Origin of the sequence: Klebsiella sp. CN_Kp104, assembly GCF_040064515.1 — a bacterium.
GTDB classification, from domain to species: domain Bacteria; phylum Pseudomonadota; class Gammaproteobacteria; order Enterobacterales; family Enterobacteriaceae; genus Klebsiella; species Klebsiella aerogenes.
In genome coordinates, this window is sequence record NZ_JBEAII010000028.1 from 106,398 (window position 1) to 123,128 (window position 16,731).

General features: G+C 56.3%; 18 protein-coding genes. 8 read left to right on the top strand and 10 right to left on the bottom strand.

Going from position 1 to position 16,731, the window contains the following annotated elements; all coding sequences use genetic code 11:
* Window positions 1-49: 49 nt before the first annotated feature.
* On the bottom strand, window positions 50-1,369 hold the full coding sequence (gene mepM, locus ABLU80_RS14045) for a murein DD-endopeptidase MepM (protein WP_015365994.1): 1,320 nt from the start codon (window positions 1,367-1,369) through the stop codon (window positions 50-52).
* 15 nt (window positions 1,370-1,384) lie between these two features.
* Entirely contained in the window at window positions 1,385-2,329 is a 945-nt protein-coding gene (gene znuA / locus ABLU80_RS14050; RefSeq protein ID WP_047058145.1) for a zinc ABC transporter substrate-binding protein ZnuA, read from the bottom strand.
* A 78-nt stretch (window positions 2,330-2,407) separates the two neighbouring features.
* Between znuA and znuC the strand changes: the two genes are divergently transcribed.
* Window positions 2,408-3,160, top strand: a complete 753-nt coding sequence (gene znuC, locus ABLU80_RS14055) for a zinc ABC transporter ATP-binding protein ZnuC (protein WP_015705955.1) — start codon at window positions 2,408-2,410, stop codon at window positions 3,158-3,160.
* The gene (znuB, locus tag ABLU80_RS14060) at window positions 3,160-3,945 is read left to right on the top strand and encodes a zinc ABC transporter permease subunit ZnuB (RefSeq protein WP_015705956.1); all 786 of its coding nucleotides are present in this window, start codon (window positions 3,160-3,162) and stop codon (window positions 3,943-3,945) included. The genes znuC and znuB overlap by 1 nt, the downstream gene beginning before the upstream one ends.
* Window positions 3,946-3,984: 39 nt before the next feature.
* Here the strand turns inward: znuB and ruvB are convergent, their stop codons facing one another.
* From ruvB to aspS, 6 genes are all read right to left on the bottom strand, one after another.
* A complete protein-coding gene (gene ruvB / locus ABLU80_RS14065) occupies window positions 3,985-4,995 on the bottom strand; it encodes a Holliday junction branch migration DNA helicase RuvB (protein WP_015705957.1) in 1,011 nt (336 codons plus the stop codon).
* Window positions 4,996-5,003: 8 nt separating this feature from the next.
* Window positions 5,004-5,615, bottom strand: a complete 612-nt coding sequence (gene ruvA, locus ABLU80_RS14070) for a Holliday junction branch migration protein RuvA (protein WP_015365989.1) — start codon at window positions 5,613-5,615, stop codon at window positions 5,004-5,006.
* Between the two features lie 81 nt (window positions 5,616-5,696).
* Window positions 5,697-6,218: a crossover junction endodeoxyribonuclease RuvC gene (gene ruvC / locus ABLU80_RS14075; protein WP_015365988.1), complete on the bottom strand. Its 522-nt coding sequence runs from the start codon at window positions 6,216-6,218 to the stop codon at window positions 5,697-5,699.
* Window positions 6,219-6,263: 45 nt separating this feature from the next.
* Complete coding sequence (locus ABLU80_RS14080) at window positions 6,264-7,004, bottom strand: YebC/PmpR family DNA-binding transcriptional regulator (protein WP_015365987.1); 741 nt, start codon at window positions 7,002-7,004, stop codon at window positions 6,264-6,266.
* A 49-nt stretch (window positions 7,005-7,053) separates the two neighbouring features.
* Entirely contained in the window at window positions 7,054-7,497 is a 444-nt protein-coding gene (gene nudB, locus ABLU80_RS14085; protein ID WP_015365986.1) for a dihydroneopterin triphosphate diphosphatase, read from the bottom strand.
* Window position 7,498: 1 nt separating this feature from the next.
* Window positions 7,499-9,286 carry an aspartate--tRNA ligase gene (gene aspS, locus ABLU80_RS14090; RefSeq protein WP_348850101.1) on the bottom strand — a complete coding sequence of 596 codons (1,788 nt, stop codon included), beginning with the start codon at window positions 9,284-9,286 and terminating at the stop codon, window positions 7,499-7,501.
* A gap of 266 nt (window positions 9,287-9,552) precedes the next feature.
* On the opposite strand from aspS, the gene ABLU80_RS14095 reads away from it, so the two are divergent.
* Genes ABLU80_RS14095 through cmoB form a run of 5 tightly spaced genes read left to right on the top strand, consistent with a single transcriptional unit; the run spans window position 9,553 to window position 13,179 of the window.
* Window positions 9,553-10,119, top strand: coding sequence for a hydrolase (locus ABLU80_RS14095; protein WP_063446394.1), 567 nt, complete (start codon window positions 9,553-9,555; stop codon window positions 10,117-10,119).
* A complete protein-coding gene (locus ABLU80_RS14100) occupies window positions 10,116-10,934 on the top strand; it encodes a DUF72 domain-containing protein (protein ID WP_045365646.1) in 819 nt (272 codons plus the stop codon). The genes ABLU80_RS14095 and ABLU80_RS14100 overlap by 4 nt, the downstream gene beginning before the upstream one ends.
* 53 nt (window positions 10,935-10,987) lie before the next feature.
* The gene (locus ABLU80_RS14105) at window positions 10,988-11,383 is read left to right on the top strand and encodes an MAPEG family protein (RefSeq protein ID WP_015365982.1); all 396 of its coding nucleotides are present in this window, start codon (window positions 10,988-10,990) and stop codon (window positions 11,381-11,383) included.
* Window positions 11,384-11,422: 39 nt separating this feature from the next.
* Complete coding sequence (gene cmoA / locus ABLU80_RS14110) at window positions 11,423-12,166, top strand: carboxy-S-adenosyl-L-methionine synthase CmoA (protein ID WP_348850102.1); 744 nt, start codon at window positions 11,423-11,425, stop codon at window positions 12,164-12,166.
* Window positions 12,163-13,179, top strand: a complete 1,017-nt coding sequence (cmoB, locus tag ABLU80_RS14115; protein ID WP_348850103.1) for a tRNA 5-methoxyuridine(34)/uridine 5-oxyacetic acid(34) synthase CmoB — start codon at window positions 12,163-12,165, stop codon at window positions 13,177-13,179. Before cmoA ends, cmoB begins: the two co-directional genes overlap by 4 nt.
* A gap of 128 nt (window positions 13,180-13,307) precedes the next feature.
* Here the strand turns inward: cmoB and cutC are convergent, their stop codons facing one another.
* Together cutC and ABLU80_RS14125 are read right to left on the bottom strand one after the other, a co-directional pair.
* The gene (cutC, locus tag ABLU80_RS14120) at window positions 13,308-14,048 is read right to left on the bottom strand and encodes a copper homeostasis protein CutC (RefSeq protein WP_015365979.1); all 741 of its coding nucleotides are present in this window, start codon (window positions 14,046-14,048) and stop codon (window positions 13,308-13,310) included.
* A 79-nt stretch (window positions 14,049-14,127) separates the two neighbouring features.
* Window positions 14,128-14,697 carry a VOC family protein gene (locus ABLU80_RS14125; RefSeq protein WP_047048897.1) on the bottom strand — a complete coding sequence of 190 codons (570 nt, stop codon included), beginning with the start codon at window positions 14,695-14,697 and terminating at the stop codon, window positions 14,128-14,130.
* Window positions 14,698-14,926: 229 nt separating this feature from the next.
* Between ABLU80_RS14125 and argS the strand changes: the two genes are divergently transcribed.
* Window positions 14,927-16,660, top strand: coding sequence for an arginine--tRNA ligase (gene argS / locus ABLU80_RS14130; protein ID WP_015365977.1), 1,734 nt, complete (start codon window positions 14,927-14,929; stop codon window positions 16,658-16,660).
* Window positions 16,661-16,731: the final 71 nt, after the last annotated feature.

Consider the following 16,731-nt stretch of genomic DNA (forward strand, 5'->3'; position numbering starts at 1 on the left):
AAAAAGCCGGCGCATTACGGGCGCCGGCTTTCTGTAATGATTATTCAGGCTAATCAAAGCGCAGTTGCGGGATAACCTCTTTGGCCTGCGCCAGATAATCGGTACGATCGGAACCGGTTAAGCCTTCGGTACGCGGCAGTTTCGCCGTCAGCGGGTTAACCGCCTGCTGGTTAATCCAGACTTCATAGTGCAGGTGCGGGCCAGTAGAACGCCCGGTATTGCCCGACAGCGCGATACGATCGCCGCGTTTCACTTTCTGCCCCGGTTTCACCAGCAGCTTGCGCAGGTGCATATAGCGGGTGGTATAGGTTCGGCCATGACGCACGGCAACATAGTAGCCTGCCGCGCCGCTGCGTTTCGCCACCACCACTTCACCATCGCCGACGGAAAGCACCGGCGTGCCCTGCGGCATAGCGAAGTCAACGCCGCGATGCGGCGCGACGCGCCCGGTCACCGGATTCAGGCGGCGCGGGTTGAAGTTAGACGACACGCGGAACTGACGCGAAGTCGGGAAGCGCAGGAAGCCCTTCGCCAGGCCCGTACCGTTGCGATCGTAGAATTTGCCATCTTCGGCGCGGATCGCGTAATAGTCTTTACCATCGGAACGTAAACGCACGCCTAACAGCTGGCTCTGCTCGCGCTTGCCATCAAGCATTTCACGCGACATCAGGACCGAGAATTCATCGCCTTTTTTCAGCTTACGGAAGTCCATCTGCCACTGCATCGCTTTGATGACCGCGCTGATTTCCGAGCTGGTAAGGCCAGCATCACGGGCGCTGGAGACGAAGCTGGCGCCAACGGTGCCTTTCAGGACGTTGTTGACCCAATCCCCTTTCTGCAGCTCGCTGCTCATTTTAAAACCATTGGCGACGCGGTTATAAGTACGCGTCTCACGGCGTGACATCTCCCACGTCAGGCTTTGTAGATCGCCATCAGCGGTTAGCGTCCAGGAGAGCTGTTGACCAATTTTAAGATTACGCAGCTCTTTATCAGCAGAGGAGAGTTGAGCGATATCGCCCATATCAATACCGTACTGATTGAGAATACTGCTCAGCGTATCGCCGGTAGAAACCACATATTCATGGCCGCCGGAGTCGCTATCGGATTTGTCATCGAGCTCATCCTGCGGGATAGCTTCTTCTTCCTGCGGCGCCTGATCGATGGGTTCGGAAGCTTCCGGCAGCAGAGAGCGGATTTCGCTTTTTTCCAGCTCAATCGTTCTGACTATCGGGGCTGATTCCGGGTGGTAGATGTAGGGCCGCCAGACGGCGACCGCTAACGTTAGAACGCTCAACGACCCCAGCATAACGCGATGGGGTCGCGGCAGATTGTTGAATGCCTGAGTGACAGCGCGGGCTATCTGTTGCACGTATTCACTTCCTCGTTAATCTCCTTTCAGGCAGCTTGAATACTGATGCCCCAACTGGCTCAGGAACTGCGGGTAACTGTCTTTACCCAACTTAATTCCGATTCCAAGTGGATCCAGGGTTCCCATGCGCACGGAGGTCCCCCTGGCAACAGCTTCGATGACCGCTGGCCTGAATTGTGGCTCAGCAAAAACGCAAGTCGCTTTTTGCTCAACCAACTGTGTTCTTATTTCGTGTAAACGCTGCGCACCAGGCTGGATTTCAGGGTTGACGGTAAAATGCCCCAATGAGGTCAAACCGTAATGTTTTTCGTAGTAGCCATAGGCATCATGAAAAACGAAATACCCCTTACCTTTCACCGGCGCCAGCTCGTTACTGACCTGATTGTCGGTTGCGGCTAATTTTGCCTCAAATTCCTTCAGGTTGGCGTCAAGTTTGGCTCGACTCTGCGGCATAAGTTCCAATAATTTATCGTGGATTGCAACCGCTGAGAGCCGCGCTATCTCTGGGGAGAGCCACAGATGCATATTGTAAATGCCGTGATGGTGATCGCCGTCACTTTTTTCGCCATTAGCATGTTCGTGACCATGTTCGTCATCGTCATCATCCGTCCCTTTGATGAGCAACGGTTTCACCCCATCCAACTGGGCGATGGTGACCTTTTTCTGCTCCGCAATGCTTTGCGTTGACTTGTCCATAAAGGCTTCCATTTCTGGACCAATCCATACCACTAAGTCTGCGTTCTGTAAGCGTTTTACATCAGACGGGCGTAGTGAATAATCATGCTCGGAAGCCCCGTCAGGCAATAACACCTGAGTCTCCGTCACGCCATCGGCGATAGCGGAAGCGATAAAGCCAAGGGGTTTCATGGAAGCGACGACGGCGGCATTAGCTACCGGGGCATGAGCGAACAAAAAAGCGGCGCTAAGTCCAGCGCAAAGAAGCGTATTTTTATGTAACATAATGCGACTAATCATCGTAATGAGCGAAAGTGATGTGATATTATAACATTCAATCGCTAGTGCAACCCCTAATTTGACATGACGAATCTTGTAACGCTGGAAAAAGTCGCGGTCGTCTACGGCCAGCGGCGCGTGTTGTCTGACATTTCGCTAACGCTAAAACCAGGCAAAATTTTAACACTTCTTGGCCCGAACGGCGCCGGGAAATCGACGCTGGTGCGCGTGGTGCTCGGCCTGGTGACGCCGACCGAAGGTGCTATCCAGCGCGAGAAAAATCTGCGTATCGGCTACGTACCACAAAAACTGCATCTTGATGCTACTATGCCGCTGACGGTCAGCCGCTTTATGCGCCTGCGTCCAGGTACGCGCAAGCAGGATATTATGCCGGCGCTGCAACGCGTGCAGGCCGGGCATCTTATCGATGCGCCAATGCAAAAACTCTCCGGCGGCGAAACCCAGCGCGTGTTGCTGGCGCGGGCCCTGCTGAATCAGCCACAACTGCTGGTGCTGGATGAACCTACCCAGGGCGTCGACGTCAATGGGCAGGTAGCGCTGTATGATTTAATTAATCAACTGCGTCAGGAGCTGAACTGCGCGGTCTTAATGGTTTCCCACGATCTCCACCTGGTGATGGCCAAAACCGATGAAGTGCTGTGCCTGAACCAGCATATTTGCTGCTCCGGAACTCCGGAAGTGGTCTCGATGCACCCGGAATTTATCTCCATGTTCGGCCCGCGCGGCGCGGAACAGCTGGGGATTTATCGTCACCAACATAATCACCGCCACGACCTGCAGGGGCGGATTGTACTGCGTCGGGGAAATGGCCGCTAATGATTGAATTACTGTTACCCGGCTGGTTAGCCGGCATGATGCTCGCCTGCGCGGCGGGCCCCCTGGGTTCGTTCGTTGTCTGGCGAAGAATGTCCTACTTTGGCGATACGCTGGCGCATGCTTCCTTGCTTGGGGTGGCGTTTGGTCTGCTGCTCAACGTGAATCCGTTTTATGCGGTTATCGTGGTCACGCTGCTGCTGGCGGGCGGCCTGGTGTGGCTGGAAAAACGCCCTCACCTGGCGGTCGATACCCTGCTGGGTATTATGGCCCACAGCGCGCTGTCGCTCGGTCTGGTGGTGGTGAGCCTGATGTCGAACGTGCGCGTCGACCTGATGGCCTATCTGTTTGGCGATCTGTTAGCCGTTACCCCACAGGATTTAATCTCCATTGCATTAGGCGTGGTGGTGGTGGTCGCGATATTGCTCTGGCAATGGCGTAACCTGCTGGCGATGACCATCAGCCCTGATTTAGCGTTTGTTGACGGCGTGAAGTTACAGCGGGTTAAGCTGCTGCTGATGCTGGTGACGGCATTGACTATCGGCGTGGCAATGAAATTCGTCGGCGCGCTGATCATCACTTCGCTGTTGATAATCCCGGCCGCTACCGCCCGCCGCTTTGCCCGCACGCCGGAACAGATGGCCGCGGTAGCCGTTGGCGTGGGTATGCTGGCGGTAACCGGGGGATTAACTTTCTCGGCGTTCTACGATACCCCAGCAGGACCTTCGGTTGTGCTGTGCGCTGCGGCGCTGTTTGTTCTGAGTATGATGAAGAAAACGGCGAGTTGATTGAGAGACTACCCGGTAGCGGAAAGCTACCGGGTTTCATCAGGGCATTTCCGGCGGGGTAATACCGAAGTGATTCCAGGCGCGCACCGTCGCCATTCGGCCACGCGGCGTGCGCTGCAGGAACCCCTGCTGAATTAAGTACGGCTCCAGCACGTCTTCAATGGTTTCCCGCTCCTCGCCAATAGCCGCCGCGAGGTTATCGAGGCCGACCGGACCACCAAAGAATTTATCGATCACCGCCAATAGCAGCTTGCGATCCATATAATCAAACCCTTCGGCATCCACGTTGAGCATATCCAGCGCCTGAGCGGCGATTTCCGCCGAGATAGAGCCATCGTGGCGCACTTCGGCAAAATCGCGCACCCGGCGCAGCAGGCGGTTGGCGATACGCGGCGTACCGCGTGCGCGGCGGGCGACTTCCAGCGCCCCTTCCTCGCTCATCTCCAGCCCCATATGACGGGCGCTGCGACCAACGATATGCTGCAGGTCAGGCACCTGATAAAACTCGAGGCGCTGTACGATACCGAAGCGGTCGCGCAGCGGCGAAGTCAATGAGCCGGCGCGGGTGGTGGCGCCAATCAGGGTAAACGGCGGCAGATCGATTTTAATCGAGCGCGCGGCCGGGCCTTCGCCAATCATGATATCCAGTTGGTAATCTTCCATCGCCGGATACAGCACCTCTTCCACTACCGGTGAAAGGCGGTGGATCTCATCAATAAACAGGACATCATGCGGCTCAAGGTTGGTCAGCATTGCCGCCAGGTCGCCAGCCTTTTCCAGCACCGGGCCGGAGGTGGTACGCAGATTCACGCCCATTTCGTTGGCGACGATATTGGCAAGCGTGGTTTTCCCCAACCCTGGCGGGCCAAAAATTAACAAGTGATCGAGCGCATCGCCGCGCAGTTTCGCCGCCTGGATAAAGATCTCCATCTGCGAACGCACCTGCGGCTGGCCGACGTACTCTGCGAGCAATTTGGGGCGGATAGCGCGGTCAGCGGCCTCTTCGAAACCAATGCTGTCGCCTGATACCAGCCGATCTGCTTCAATCATCCCTTACCTCACAACGCCGCGCGCAGCGCTTCGCGGATTAGCGTTTCACTGTTAGCATCCGGACGGGCGATTTTGCTCACCATCCGGCTGGCCTCTTGTGGTTTATAGCCCAGCGCCACCAGCGCGGCAACCGCTTCTTGCTCCGCGTCGTCGGCAGTTGGGCCGGCAGGCGTGGTCAGCACCAGATCGGCGGCCGGAGTAAACAGGTCGCCATGCAGGCCTTTGAAGCGATCTTTCATCTCGACGATTAAACGCTCGGCAGTTTTCTTGCCGATACCCGGCAGTTTCACCAGCGAGGCGACTTCTTCACGCTCAACGGCGTTCACAAACTGCTGCGCCGACATGCCGGAAAGGATAGCCAGCGCCAGCTTCGGCCCGACGCCGTTGGTTTTGATAAGCTCTTTAAACAGGGTGCGTTCCTGCTTGTTGTTAAAGCCGTACAGCAGCTGCGCGTCTTCGCGTACCACAAAATGGGTGAAGACGATGGCTTCCTGCCCGGCTTCCGGTAGCTCGTAGAAGCAGGTCATCGGCATATGGACTTCATAACCTACGCCCCCGGTTTCCAGTAATACCAGCGGGGGTTGCTTTTCGAGAATGATGCCTCTGAGTCTGCCTATCACGTAGCGCTCCTGAATAAAGGGCCGAAAGTTTAATGCGTTATCATAAAAAAAGGCTGGATGAATATCCAGCCTGATTTGTGATTATCGTAACCGCCCTCGCGCCAGATTGAGCCGGGTCTCGCTAATCTGAGCCAGGTTCTGACTGAGGTGGCAATGGGTGATGGCGATGGCCAGCGCATCCGCCGCATCCGCCTGCGGATTTGCCGGAAGTTTCAGCAAGGTACGCACCATATGCTGTACCTGGCTCTTTTCCGCGCTACCAATGCCGACGACGGTTTGCTTAACCTGGCGGGCGGCGTACTCAAAGACCGGCAGGTCCTGGTTCGTCGCCGCGACAATCGCCACTCCGCGCGCCTGCCCAAGCTTCAACGCCGAATCGGCATTTTTCGCCATAAAGACCTGCTCGATAGCGAAATAGTCGGGCTGGAACTGGGTAATAATTTCGGTGACGCCGGCGTAAATCAGCTTAAGCCGCGACGGCAGATCGTCTACTTTGGTGCGGATACATCCGCTGCCAAGGTAGCTCAACTGCCGTCCGACCTGGCGAATCACGCCATAACCGGTCACGCGTGACCCCGGGTCAATGCCGAGAATAATGGCCATCACGCGCCTCCAGTAATAACTCACCCGCAATACCGGCTACCGGCATCACAGCGTTGCGGCAACCTCATCAGAGATTTCGCCGTTATGATACACTTCCTGCACGTCGTCGCAGTCTTCCAGCATATCAATAAGGCGCAGCAGCTTCGGCGCGGTTTCCGCATCCATATCCGCTTTAGTCGACGGGATCATTGAGACTTCAGCAGCATCGGCTTTCAGGCCTGCGGCTTCCAGCGCATCACGTACCGCGCCCATCTCTTCCCAGGCGGTGTAAACGTCAATGGCGCCGTCATCATAGGTGACAACGTCTTCAGCACCCGCTTCCAGCGCAGCTTCCATGATGGTGTCTTCATCGCCTTTCTCGAAGGAGATCACGCCTTTTTTGCTGAACAGATAGGCCACAGAACCGTCGGTTCCGAGGTTACCACCGGTTTTGGTAAAGGCGTGGCGCACTTCGGCTACGGTACGGTTACGGTTGTCGCTCAGACATTCAACCATTACCGCGGTGCCGCCCGGGCCGTAACCTTCATAAATGATGGTTTCCATGTTCGCGTCTTCATCACCGCCGACGCCGCGCGCGATAGCGCGGTTCAGGGTGTCGCGAGTCATGTTGTTGGACAGCGCTTTATCTACCGCCGCGCGCAGACGCGGGTTGGATGCCGGATCGCCGCCGCCCAGACGCGCAGCGGTGACCAGCTCGCGAATGATTTTAGTAAAGATCTTACCGCGCTTGGCATCTTGCGCCGCTTTGCGGTGTTTGGTGTTGGCCCATTTACTATGACCTGCCATAAAAAACTCTCCAAAAAAGCCGTCTTTCCGCGGCAAACGCCGCGGGAAGTTACCCGGCGTTAATTACAAATTCTTCAATCGCCTGCCGGTTGCTCCACGATTTAGTTAGCGCGGCGGCATCCGACGCGCTAACCCAGCGGTAATCCAGATGTTCAGTGAAAACAATCTGGCGCTCATGGGGCAGCGCAAGACGGAACCAGAATTCCGTATTGCGCTCGACGCCCGGCGCATAGCGATGACGTAAGTGAGAAAATATCTCGAACTCCACCGTACGCTGACAGTCAATTAAGGCCAGTTGCTCGCGAGCAACGTCAATGGCGACCTCTTCCTTTACTTCGCGCGCGGCGGCCTGCAACGCGGTTTCCCCCTCTTCCAGGCTGCCGGTAACCGACTGCCAGAAAGCGGGATCGTCGCGTCGCTGCAACATCAGCACCCGCTTCGTATCTTCGGCGTAAATCACCACCAGAACGGAGACGGGCAGCTTGAATGACATCTTAGTTGTTCTCCGGAGACTCTTTTGCCTCTTTCGCCACAACCTGAATCCCCAGTTCGCCTAACGCGGCAGGATTCGCGAAGCTCGGCGCTTCGGTCATCAGGCACGCGGCAGCCGTGGTTTTCGGGAAGGCGATAACGTCACGGATGTTATCGGTACCGGTCAGCAGCATGGTCAGGCGATCGAGGCCAAACGCCAGGCCGGCGTGCGGCGGGGTACCGTATTTCAGCGCATCCAGCAGGAAGCCGAATTTTTCACGCTGTTCTTGTTCGTTAATGCCCAGAATAGCAAACACGGTTTGCTGCATTTCACCGCTGTGGATACGCACCGAACCACCACCGACTTCGTAGCCATTGATGACCATGTCGTAGGCGTTAGCCACAGCGTCTTCCGGCGCGGCTTTCAGCTCAGCGGCGGTCATATCTTTCGGCGAGGTGAACGGGTGGTGCATCGCGGTCAGGCCGCCTTCGCCGTCGTCTTCGAACATCGGGAAGTCGATAACCCACAGCGGCGCCCATTTGGTCTCGTCGGTGAGATTCAGGTCTTTGCCCAGCTTCAGACGCAGCGCGCCGAGGGCATCAGCAACCACTTTCTTGTTGTCAGCGCCGAAGAAGATCATGTCGCCGTCCTGCGCGCCGGTGCGCTCAAGGATAGCTTCCACGATTTCGGCGTTGAGGAATTTCGCCACCGGGCTATTGATACCTTCAAGGCCCTTCGCACGCTCGGTTACTTTAATATAGGCCAACCCTTTCGCACCGTAGATCTGCACGAATTTGCCGTATTCATCAATCTGTTTACGGGTCAGCGCCGCACCGCCCGGTACGCGTAAGGCAGCAACGCGGCCTTTGGCGTCGTTAGCCGGGCCAGAGAAGACGGCGAATTCTACTGCTTTCACCAGATCGGCTACGTCTACCAGCTCCATCGGGTTACGCAGGTCCGGTTTATCGGAACCGTAACGACGCTCCGCTTCGGCAAAGGTCATCACCGGGAATTGACCGAGGTCTACGCCCTTCACGTCCTGCCACAGCTTACGTACCAGCTCTTCCATCACTTCACGCACCTGCGGTGCGGTCATGAACGAGGTTTCAACATCAATCTGGGTAAATTCAGGCTGACGGTCGGCACGCAGGTCTTCGTCGCGGAAGCATTTGACTATCTGATAGTAACGATCGAAACCGGACATCATCAGTAGCTGTTTGAACAGCTGTGGAGACTGCGGCAGTGCGTAGAATTTACCTTTATGGACGCGCGACGGCACCAGATAGTCACGCGCGCCTTCCGGCGTAGCTTTGGTCAGCATCGGGGTTTCGATATCGAGGAACCCGTGATCGTCCATGAAGCGGCGCACGAAGCTGGTGATTTTTGCGCGGGTTTTCAGGCGCTGAGCCATTTCCGGACGACGCAGGTCCAGATAGCGGTATTTCAGGCGCGCTTCTTCGGTGTTGACGTGGTTGGAGTCCAGCGGCAGCGCTTCCGCGCGGTTGATGATGGTCAGGTCAGACGCCAGCACTTCGATTTCGCCGGTGGCCATCTCGCGGTTGACGTTGCGCTCTTCACGCGCACGCACGGTACCGGTGATTTGAATGCAGAACTCATTACGCAGTTCGGAAGCCAGTTTTAATGCATCCGCACGATCCGGATCGAAAAACACCTGCACGATGCCTTCACGGTCGCGCATATCAATGAAGATAAGGCTTCCGAGATCACGACGACGGTTGACCCAACCACACAGGGTCACTTGCTGCCCCACGTGGGACTGACGTAGCTGTCCGCAATATTCTGTACGCATGAGATATCCCTTAACTTAGCCGCAGGCGGATGTTGCCTGCCTTGCAGGCGACGAGGTCGCAGCTTTGCTGAATGTCACTACTGAATGAAAAAAGGCGGCTATTATACTGGAAATTCTGTCTGACGATAAGCCCGACGCAGTTTGTACGCTGCTTTGCTGCGCGCTTATTGCTTGTGCTCACATAAATTAACAAAATTTGTTACCCTTGAGCTGAATTAGCAACGGTATTGTAGCGGCCTGACAACAGAACAAGATACGGGGATACCATGTTAGAACTCAATGCGAAAAACACTGCGCTGGTCGTTATTGACCTGCAAGAAGGCATTTTACCCTTTGCCGGCGGTCCGCATCGCGCCGACGAGGTGGTGACGCGCGCGGCAAAGCTGGCTGAAAAATGTCGTCAACAGGGTTCGCCCGTCATCATGGTTCGAGTGGGCTGGTCCGCCGATTTCGCCGAAGCGTTAAAACAGCCGGTAGATGCCCAGGCTGGCGCCGTAAAATTACCTGAAAACTGGTGGGTCTATCCGCCGGCGCTCGGCAAACAGGATAGCGATATCGAAGTCACGAAACGCCAGTGGGGCGCGTTCTACGGTACCGATCTTGAACTGCAGCTTCGCCGCCGTGGTATCGACACCATTATTCTTTGCGGTATCTCCACCAATATCGGCGTGGAATCCACCGCCCGCAATGCCTGGGAACTGGGTTTCAGTCTGGTCATCGCCGAGGATGCATGCAGCGCCGCCTCCGCCGAACAGCATCAGGGCAGTATGACCCATATCTTCCCGCGCATCGCCCGCGTGCGCAGCACTGAGGACATTCTCACCGCCTTATGATTTATATCGGGCTCCCGCAATGGTCGCACCCTAAATGGGTGCGCCTTGGCATCACCGGCCTTGAAGAGTATGCCCGCCATTTTAACTGCGTGGAGGGTAATACCACCCTGTATGCCTTACCAAAGGCCGAGATTGTCGATCGCTGGTATCAACAAACTCACGATGATTTTCGCTTCTGTTTTAAATTCCCGGCCACGATTTCGCATCAGGCGGCACTGCGCGACTGCGACGATTTAAGCCACGAATTTTTTACTCGTCTGGCGCCGCTGGAATCGCGCATCGGCCAGTACTGGCTGCAGTTGCCCGCCACCTTCGGCCCGCGCGACCTCCCTGCCCTGTGGCAGTTTCTCGATACGCTACCGAAAAACTTCACCTACGGCGTTGAAGTTCGCCATCCTGAGTTTTTCGCCAAAGGCGATGCTGAACAACAGCTTAATCGTGGCTTGCACCGGCGCAACGCCAACCGCGTGATCCTCGATAGCCGCCCGGTACATAGCGCCGTCGCGCGCAACCCGGCGATGATTGACGCGCAAAAAAAGAAACCCAAAGTTCCGGTTCACGCGGTCATGACCGCGGAGCAGCCGATGGTGCGTTTTATCGGCAGCGACGATATGGCGCAGAATCGCGAATTATTTCGCGTCTGGTTACAGACGCTGCCAAAGTGGCATCAGTCAGCCACGCCATGGCTGTTTCTACATACCCCGGATATCGCCCAGGCGCCTGAACTGGTGGATACGCTATGGGAAGATTTACGCGCGGTGCTGCCGGGCGTCGGCGCCGCGCCGTCAATTCCGCAGCAATCCTCGCTTTTCTGATATCCTGCTATGATAGTCGGAGCCACCTGACATAATTAAAGGGAGTTTTGGGTATGGTCAGCGCGCTGTATGCGGTTTTGGGTGCGTTATTGTTAATCAAGTTTTCCTTCGACGTGGTACGTCTGCGCATGCAGTATCGCGTCGGCTATGGCGACGGTGGTTTTAGCGAACTACAGGTCGCTATTCGCGTTCATGGCAATGCGGTGGAATACGTCCCCATTGGGCTCATTCTGCTGTTGTTCATGGAAATGAACGGCGCACTAACCTGGATGGTGCACGTTTGCGGTATTTTGCTGATTGCCGGACGCCTGATGCACTCGTACGGTTTCCATCATCGCCTGTTCCGCTGGCGGCGTTCCGGAATGAGCGCCACCTGGTGCTCGCTGTTGCTGATGGTGCTGGCTAACCTGTGGTATATGCCCTGGGAGTTGGTTTTCTCCCTGCGTTAGCGCACAATACGCCGTTTTCGTTTTTTCGGGTTTAACGTTATGTCTCACCGCGACACGCTTTTTTCCGCGCCGATCGCCAGTCTCGGCGACTGGACCTTTGATGAACGGGTAGCCGAAGTCTTCCCGGATATGATCCAGCGCTCTGTTCCTGGTTACTCAAATATTATTTCGATGATCGGCATGTTGGCTGAGCGTTTTGTTCAGCCAAACACTCAGGTTTACGATCTCGGCTGCTCGCTCGGCGCCGCGACGCTTTCCGTGCGTCGCAATATCGCGCATCCGGGATGCAAAATTATCGCCATTGATAACTCCCCGGCGATGGTAGAACGTTGCCGTCGTCATATTGATGCCTATAACGCGCCAACGCCGGTTGAGGTTATTGAGGGCGATATTCGCCATATCGCCATTGAAAATGCCTCGATGGTCGTGCTGAACTTCACTATTCAGTTCCTCGAACCGAGCGAACGTCAGGCGATCCTTGATAAAGTCTATCAAGGGCTCAATCCGGGCGGCGCGCTGGTGCTTTCCGAAAAATTCAGCTTTGAAGATGCCAACGTCGGCGAACTGCTGTTCAACATGCACCATGACTTCAAGCGCGCCAATGGCTATAGCGAACTGGAAATCAGCCAGAAACGCAGCATGCTGGAAAACGTCATGCTGACGGATTCAGTGGAAACCCACAAAGCGCGACTGCGCCAGGCGGGGTTTGAACATGCCGAACTGTGGTTCCAGTGCTTTAACTTTGGTTCATTGGTGGCGGTTAAATCCGAGGAACGGGCATGATCGACTTCAGTAATTTTTATCAGTTGATCGCCAAAGGACCGCTCTCCCACTGGCTGGAAACCCTGCCCGCTCAGGTCGCGGCCTGGCAACGCGAAGCGCTGCACGGCAAGTTTCGCGAATGGGAACGCGCCGTTGAGTTTCTGCCCGAGCTGGCGCCCTGGCGTCTCGATCTATTGCATAGCGTCACGGCGGAAAGCGAAACGCCACTCAGCGAAGGCCACCAGCTGCGAATTGAGAATCTGCTGCGAAACCTGATGCCGTGGCGTAAAGGCCCTTATTCGCTGTATGGCATTAATATCGATACCGAATGGCGTTCCGATCTGAAATGGGAACGCGTGCTGCCGCATCTTTCCGATCTCACCGGTCGTACTATCCTCGATGCCGGCTGCGGCAGTGGTTATCACATGTGGCGGATGATTGGCGCCGGCGCGCATCTGGCGGTCGGTATCGACCCAACGCAGCTGTTCTTATGCCAGTTTGAAGCGGTACGCAAACTCATCGGCAACGATCAGCGCGCGCACCTGTTGCCGCTCGGCATCGAACAACTGCCGGCGCTGGAAGCCTTTGATACCGTCTTTTCGATGGGCGTGCTCTATCACCGCCGTTCCCCGCTGGATCATCTGTGGCAGCTCAAAGATCAGTTAGCCCCCGGCGGCGAGCTGGTACTGGAGACGCTGGTCATTGAAGGTGATGAGAACACCGTGCTGGTGCCCGGCGACCGCTACGCGCAAATGCGTAACGTTTATTTCATTCCTTCCGCCGCCGCGCTAAAACAGTGGCTGGAGAAGTGCGGATTCATCGATGTGCGCATTGTTGATACCTGCGTCACCACCAGCGAAGAGCAGCGCCGCACCGAATGGATGACAACGGAATCACTCGCCGACTTCCTCGATCCACATGACAGCAGCAAAACGCTGGAAGGTTATCCCGCGCCGCTGCGCGCGGTGATCGTCGCCACTAAACCAGAGACGCAGCAGTCACTGGCGAAAAAAGCGGCCGCGGCCAGAGCGTAATTGACCTCGAGCGACTACTGACGCTCGCGGGATAAAAAAAGGCCCCTGTTGAAATTGCAGGGGCCTGGTACGGGCAATCATCATATTGGGCGACATGATGTGCAGCAAAAAACGGTTAGCTTCGCGGGCTAATCCCGCGCGGCAGAAATAATTTGTTTCATTTCCGCCACCGCCTCGCCGTTAACGGCATAGCGGCAATATTCATCGGCATCTGCGTCGGTGGACATCGATAACCCCGGATTACGAAAGCGCATCGGCGATGGCAACCACTGCCCCGCTGAGCTATGCACCTCTTTGAGGCCTGCCTGCAGAAACTTTTGCAGATTGGCAGCCCGCACTCCCGCTCCGGCCATAATGATTGGAGTATCGCCCAGCGCAATTAGTTCCATAATTTTTGCAAGACCTTGCTCCGCCGTTGGCCGTTGTCCAGAAGTGAGGATACGCGCAACCCCCAGTTCAGCAAGTGAATGCCAGGCCTGACGCGGGTCGGCGCACATATCAAAGGCCCGGTGGAAGGTCACCGCCAGCGGCCCCGCCGCCGCCATAATTTTTTGCATGCGGGGGATATCCACCTGGCCGTCAGCATCGAGTACGCCGATCACCAGGCCAGCAAAACCCAGATCTCTGACCGTCGCTACATCATCCAGCATGGCGGCAAACTCGCCGTCGGTGTAACAAAAATCGCCGCCGCGCGGACGGATAATCGGATGAACCGGAATCGAGATATTGTTTCGCACCGAACGCAGCACGCCCAACGACGGCGTTAACCCGCCCTCCTGCGGCGCGGCGCAAAGTTCAATGCGATCGGCGCCGCAACGCTGCGCCTCCAGCGCGCATTCCATGCTATAGCAGCAAACTTCCAGTAACATCCATTCCTTCTCCATTTTCATCACGGGCAACACAGCATGTCACGATTTTTCCCCGCAGACGCCGCGCGGCTTCACACTGTTAAGTATCGGATCGCTCGCTGGCGACGATTTGCTCGATCGACCAGGGGTGGAATTTAATGGTCACTTTGCCGTCCGTGACCGCCAGCGTCGGGTTCGGCAAACGTTCACGCTCCCCTTTCGGCGAACTGGTTTTCACGAAAATCCCCGGCTGGCTGAGTCCATCATCGGAAAGCAAGGCCAGCGCGCGAGCATTGAGGGTTTCCGGGTCACCCGGCAGAACGATTTCGATATGTTCCCAGCCTTCGTGCGGGTAACGTTTTTCACCCGGCCAGGGCAACTCTACAACCGTAAAGCTCCAGTGGGCGACACAGATAGGTTCGGCAAGCTTAAATAAGCAAATGGGGCGGCCATTAATGATATTTTCCGATAGTAACGTGCCGCAACGCTCCAGCCCCTGCCGCCAGCGCTCCGCCGTCGTATTTTGATGACAACGCAGCGAAATATGGTCGGCGTCCAGCGGCGCAAGCTCCAATCCCAACCGTTCGGCCAGCGCTTGCAGCGCATCGCTAAAACGCGGTAAATCCGCCGAAATATCATTCAGTTCATCAATTTGCTGCCAGTTCGCCATCTTGCGCCTCGGTGATCGCTAAAAAGGCTAATTTATCCTGTTTCGCCGCCCCGACCAACCGCCAATCCGCGCGCCGAAACAACGAATGGTTATTGATTAAGCGTGCTGCCCGGCAACTTACGTGTGGTGCTGACGACGGGGCGCAAATGCAGTATACTCCCGCCTTAATTTGTCCATGTTCCGGCGCCGCCCCACAGGGGTTCTCGCGCCTTAAAAGTAAGGTATTCCGGTGAATATTCAGGCTCTTCTCTCAGAAAAAGTCAGCCAGGCCCTGATCGCGGCAGGCGCGCCTGCCGATTGCGAACCTCAGGTCCGCCAGTCAGCAAAAGTTCAGTTCGGCGACTATCAGGCCAATGGCGTGATGGCGGTGGCCAAAAAACTGGGCATGGCGCCGCGACAACTTGCAGAGCAGGTACTGTCTCATCTCGATCTGAACGGCATTGCCAATAAAGTCGAAATCGCCGGACCGGGCTTTATCAATATTTTCCTCGATCCAGCCTTCCTGGCGGACAACGTCAATCTCGCGCTGCAGTCCGAGCGCCTGGGCGTTGCGAAACCACAGCCGCAGACCATCGTTGTTGACTACTCCGCGCCGAACGTGGCGAAAGAGATGCACGTCGGCCATCTACGTTCAACCATCATCGGCGATGCCTCGGTACGTACTCTGGAATTCCTCGGCCATCGCGTTATCCGCGCCAACCACGTCGGTGACTGGGGTACCCAGTTCGGGATGCTGATCGCTTATCTGGAAAAGCAGCAGCAGGAAAACGCCGGCGAAATGGCGCTGGCCGACCTCGAAGGTTTCTACCGCGAAGCGAAAAAGCACTATGACGAAGACGAAGCGTTCGCCGAGCGCGCGCGTAGCTACGTGGTTAAGCTGCAGGGCGGCGACGAGTACTTCCTGCAGATGTGGCGCAAACTGGTCGACATCACCATGTCGCAAAACCAGATCACTTACGATCGCCTGAATGTCACTCTGACCCGCGATGATGTGATGGGTGAAAGCCTGTACAACCCGATGCTACCGGGCATCGTTGCCGATCTGAAAGCAAAAGGCATGGCCGTCGAGAGCGAAGGTGCGACCGTGGTCTTCCTTGATGAATACAAAAACAAAGAAGGCGAACCGATGGGCGTCATCATCCAGAAAAAGGATGGCGGCTACCTCTACACGACTACCGATATCGCCTGCGCAAAATACCGTTATGAAACGCTGCATGCCGACCGCGTGCTCTACTACATCGACTCTCGTCAGCATCAGCATCTGATGCAGGCGTGGACTATTGTCCGTAAAGCCGGCTATGTACCGGAATCCGTACCGCTGGAACATCACATGTTCGGCATGATGCTCGGTAAAGATGGTAAACCGTTTAAAACACGCGCCGGCGGTACCGTCAAACTGGCCGATCTGCTGGACGAAGCGCTGGAGCGCGCACGCCGCCTGGTGGCCGAGAAGAACCCGGATATGCCGGCCGATGAGCTGGAAAAACTGGCCAATGCGGTGGGTATCGGCGCGGTGAAATATGCCGATCTGTCGAAAAACCGCACTACCGATTACATTTTCGACTGGGACAACATGTTGGCGTTCGAAGGTAATACCGCGCCTTACATGCAGTATGCCTATACCCGTGTGCTGTCGGTGTTCCGTAAAGCCGGTATCGACGAAAGCGCGCTGGCTGCCGCGCCGGTAGTTATTAGTGAAGATCGCGAAGCGCAGTTGGCTGCCCGCCTGCTGCAGTTCGAAGAAACGCTGGCCGTCGTCGCCCGTGAAGGTACTCCGCACGTAATGTGCGCCTACCTGTACGATCTGGCCGGTCTGTTCTCTGGTTTCTACGAACACTGCCCGATCCTCAGCGCCGAAAGCGAAGAGGCCCGTAATAGCCGCCTGAAACTGGCGCTGCTGACGGCGAAGACGCTGAAGTTAGGCCTCGATACTCTGGGCATTGAGACCGTAGAGCGGATGTAAAAAACAAACCCGGTGAAAGCCGGGTTTGTTTTATTAGTCGCCCCGGTACGCGCAACGCGGCCGGGGAATCT

Excerpts from the sequence above, each read along its gene's own strand:
- znuA (WP_047058145.1), bottom strand. The coding sequence starts at position 2,329 with ATGTTACATAAAAATACGCTTCTTTGCGCTGGACTTAGCGCCGCTTTT.
- znuC (WP_015705955.1), top strand. The coding sequence starts at position 2,408 with ATGACGAATCTTGTAACGCTGGAAAAAGTCGCGGTCGTCTACGGCCAG.
- znuB (WP_015705956.1), top strand. The coding sequence starts at position 3,160 with ATGATTGAATTACTGTTACCCGGCTGGTTAGCCGGCATGATGCTCGCC.
- ruvB (WP_015705957.1), bottom strand. The coding sequence starts at position 4,995 with ATGATTGAAGCAGATCGGCTGGTATCAGGCGACAGCATTGGTTTCGAA.
- ruvC (WP_015365988.1), bottom strand. The coding sequence starts at position 6,218 with ATGGCCATTATTCTCGGCATTGACCCGGGGTCACGCGTGACCGGTTAT.
- ABLU80_RS14080 (WP_015365987.1), bottom strand. The coding sequence starts at position 7,004 with ATGGCAGGTCATAGTAAATGGGCCAACACCAAACACCGCAAAGCGGCG.
- nudB (WP_015365986.1), bottom strand. The coding sequence starts at position 7,497 with ATGTCATTCAAGCTGCCCGTCTCCGTTCTGGTGGTGATTTACGCCGAA.
- aspS (WP_348850101.1), bottom strand. The coding sequence starts at position 9,286 with ATGCGTACAGAATATTGCGGACAGCTACGTCAGTCCCACGTGGGGCAG.
- ABLU80_RS14095 (WP_063446394.1), top strand. The coding sequence starts at position 9,553 with ATGTTAGAACTCAATGCGAAAAACACTGCGCTGGTCGTTATTGACCTG.
- ABLU80_RS14100 (WP_045365646.1), top strand. The coding sequence starts at position 10,116 with ATGATTTATATCGGGCTCCCGCAATGGTCGCACCCTAAATGGGTGCGC.
- ABLU80_RS14105 (WP_015365982.1), top strand. The coding sequence starts at position 10,988 with ATGGTCAGCGCGCTGTATGCGGTTTTGGGTGCGTTATTGTTAATCAAG.
- cmoA (WP_348850102.1), top strand. The coding sequence starts at position 11,423 with ATGTCTCACCGCGACACGCTTTTTTCCGCGCCGATCGCCAGTCTCGGC.
- cmoB (WP_348850103.1), top strand. The coding sequence starts at position 12,163 with ATGATCGACTTCAGTAATTTTTATCAGTTGATCGCCAAAGGACCGCTC.
- cutC (WP_015365979.1), bottom strand. The coding sequence starts at position 14,048 with ATGTTACTGGAAGTTTGCTGCTATAGCATGGAATGCGCGCTGGAGGCG.
- ABLU80_RS14125 (WP_047048897.1), bottom strand. The coding sequence starts at position 14,697 with ATGGCGAACTGGCAGCAAATTGATGAACTGAATGATATTTCGGCGGAT.